Source organism: Streptomyces botrytidirepellens (assembly GCF_003721215.1).
GTDB classification, from domain to species: domain Bacteria; phylum Actinomycetota; class Actinomycetes; order Streptomycetales; family Streptomycetaceae; genus Streptomyces; species Streptomyces himastatinicus.
Genome location: NZ_RIBZ01000563.1, coordinates 1 through 3,176, shown reverse-complemented (window position 1 = coordinate 3,176; position 3,176 = coordinate 1). Strand labels below are relative to the sequence as shown.

Annotated in this window: 1 protein-coding gene; it reads left to right on the top strand. The window is 72.9% G+C overall.

Features of this window, described 5'->3' with window-relative positions; all coding sequences use genetic code 11:
- Positions 1-3,176 (top strand): SDR family NAD(P)-dependent oxidoreductase (locus tag EEJ42_RS32845; RefSeq protein WP_123105615.1); only part of this gene is annotated, 3,176 nt, incomplete at both ends.

The following is a 3,176-nucleotide window of genomic DNA, read 5'->3' as shown; positions in this document are numbered from 1 at the left end:
GATGCTGCGAAGTTGGTGGCGGCGCGTGGGCGGTTGATGCAGGAGCTTCCGGCCGGTGGCGCGATGATCGCGGTGCAGGCGTCCGAGGACGAGGTGGCGCCGCTGCTGACCGAGCGGGTGAGCATCGCCGCTGTGAATGGCCCGACGTCCGTGGTCATCGCGGGTGATGAGGACGCCGCTCTGGAGATCGCGGCGGGCTTTGAGGCGCGGGGCCGGAAGACCAAGCGGCTCACGGTCAGCCACGCGTTCCATTCGCCCCGCATGGACGGGATGCTGGAGGCATTCCGCGAGGTTGCGGAGGGGCTGTCGTACGAGGCGCCGCGTATCCCGATCGTGTCGAACCTCACCGGTGATGTCGTCTCCGCCGAGGAGATCACCAGCCCCGACTTCTGGGTGCGCCACGTCCGGGAGGCCGTCCGCTTCCTCGACGGTGTGCGCGCTCTGGAGGCCCAGGGCGTCACCACGTACGTCGAGCTGGGCCCCGACGGCGTGCTCACCGCCATGGCGCAGGACTGCCTCACCGAGGGTGACGCCGCCGTCTGCATTCCTTCTCTGCGCAAGGGGCGCTCCGAGAGCGAGTCGGTGACCACCGCCCTCGCCCGACTGCACGTCGGTGGCCTGGCTCCGGACTGGGCGGCGTACTTCGCGGGCACCGGTGTCCGCCGGGTCGAGCTGCCCACGTATGCCTTCCAGCGCGAGCGGTTCTGGCTGGAGGAGGCGCCGACCGCCCCGGATGCTGCGCCGCGCACTGCCGTTGACGGGCGGTTCTGGGATGTGGTGGAGCGCGGGGATGTGGCCGCCCTGGCTGCGGAGTTGGAGGTGGATCCGGGGCTGTCGTTGGGTGAGGTGCTGCCTGCGCTGTCGTCGTGGCGGCGGCAGAAGTCTGCCCGGGCGACGGCCGATGGTTGGCGTTATGGGGTGTCGTGGCGGCCGGTGACGGATCGGTCGGCCGGGGTGCCGGGTGGTTGTTGGGTGGTGGTGGTTCCGGCTGGTGAGGCCGGGGGCGTGTGGTCTGCCGGTGTGGTGCGGATGCTGGCCGAACGTGGCGTCGACGTGCGTCAGGTCGAGCTGGCGGCCCGGGATGAACGCGGCGCGGTGGCCGAGCAGTTGCGTGCGGCGGTCGTGGGTGGGTCGGTCGCGGGTGTGGTGTCGCTGCTGGCGGTCGAGGGTGACGCCGGTCTGCTGCGTACAGCCGTGCTGACGCAGGCGTTGGGTGATGCGGGGGTGGGTGCGCCGCTGTGGGTGGCGACGCGTGGTGCGGTGTCGGTGGGGCGTTCGGACGGCGCAGTGTGCCCGGACCAGGCGTTGGTGTGGGGCCTGGGTCGGGTGGCGGCGTTGGAGCTGCCGGAGCGTTGGGGCGGGCTGGTTGATCTGCCGGAGTCGGTGGATGAGCGTGCGCTTGCGCGGCTGGCCGGGGTGCTGGCCGGCGCCGGTGCCGGTGGCGAGGACCAGGTCGCGGTGCGCGGGTCCGGGGTCTTCGGGCGTCGGCTGGTCCGGGCCTCGGGGTCCGCGTCGTCGGGTGGTTCGTGGCGGCCCGGTGCGGGGTCGGTGCTGGTCACGGGCGGTACGGGCGCACTGGGCGCACGGGTGGCGCGGTGGCTGGTGGCGAGTGGCGCCGAGCATGTGGTGTTGAGCAGCCGTCGTGGTCTGGAGGCTCCGGGTGCGGCCGAGCTGCGGGATGAGCTGTCGGCGTCGGGTGCCCGGGTGACCGTGGCGGCGTGTGATGTGGCTGATCGGGATGCGCTGGCGGAGTTGCTGGCGTCGCTGCCGGAGGAGCTGCCGCTGACCGCCGTCATCCACACCGCCGGTGTCCTGGACGACGGCGTTGTGGACGGGCTGGACGCCGAGCGCGTGGAGCGGGTGCTGCGCGCCAAGGCCGCGTCCGCGCAGAACCTCCACGAGCTGACCCGCGACCTGGATCTTTCCGCGTTCGTCCTCTTCTCCTCCCTCGCCGCGACGGTCGGCGCGCCCGGCCAGGGCACCTACGCGGCCGCCAACGCCTACCTGGACGCGCTCGCCGAGCGGCGGCGCGCCGAGGGCTTGCCCGCCACGTCGATCGCCTGGGGCCCCTGGGCCGATGGCGGCATGGCCGCCGACGACGCGCTGGAGCGGCGCATGCGCCGCGACGGAGTGCCGCCGATGGCGCCCGAGCTGGCGCTGACGGCGCTTCAGCAGGCGCTCGACCACGGTGACACGTCCGTGACGGTCGCGGACATCGACTGGGACCGTTTCCTCGAGGAGTTCACTGCCGTACGGCCCAGTGGGCTGTTCGGCGAGCTGCCCGCCGCGCGGCCCGCACCGGTGGCCGCCGAACGCCCGACCGCCACCGGGGCCGGAACCGGCACGCTGGCGGAGCGGCTGTCCGGACTGACCGGGACCGAGCGCGCCCAGGCGGTGCTGGAGCTGGTCCGTACGCAGGTCGCGGCGGTGCTCGGACACGACGGGGCCGAGGCGGTCGTGGCAGGGCGGGCCTTCAAGGAGCTGGGCTTCGACTCGCTCACCGCCGTCGAACTCCGCAACCGGCTGAACGCCGCCACCGGTCTACGGCTCCCCGCCACCCTCATCTACGACTACCCCAACGCCACCGCGCTGGCCGACCACCTGCGGACGGAACTGCTGGGCGCCGACGCGACGACGACCGGCGGCACCGCCACGCCGCAGCTCGCGGTGGCCGACGATCCGATCGCGATCGTGGCGATGAGCTGCCGTTTCCCGGGCGGGGTGCGGACGCCGGAGGAGCTGTGGCAGCTGCTCACGGCGGGCGAGGACGCGATAGCCGATTTCCCGGCCGACCGTGGCTGGGACCTGGCGGGGCTGTACGACCCGGACCCGGACCGTCAGGGCACCTCGTACGCCCGCGAGGGCGGTTTCCTCTACGACGTCGCGGACTTCGACGCGTCGTTCTTCGGGATTTCGCCGCGTGAGGCCCTCGCGATGGATCCGCAGCAGCGGTTGCTGCTGGAGACGTCGTGGGAGGCGTTCGAGCGGGCGGGCATCGACCCGACGACGCTGCGTGGTCAGCAGGTCGGCGTCTTCGCGGGTACCAACGGCCAGGACTACCTGTCGCTGCTGATGGCGGCGCCCGAGGGACTTGAAGGCCACCTGGGCACGGGCAACGCGGCGAGCGTGGTGTCCGGGCGGATCTCGTACACCTTCGGGCTCGAGGGCCCGGCGGT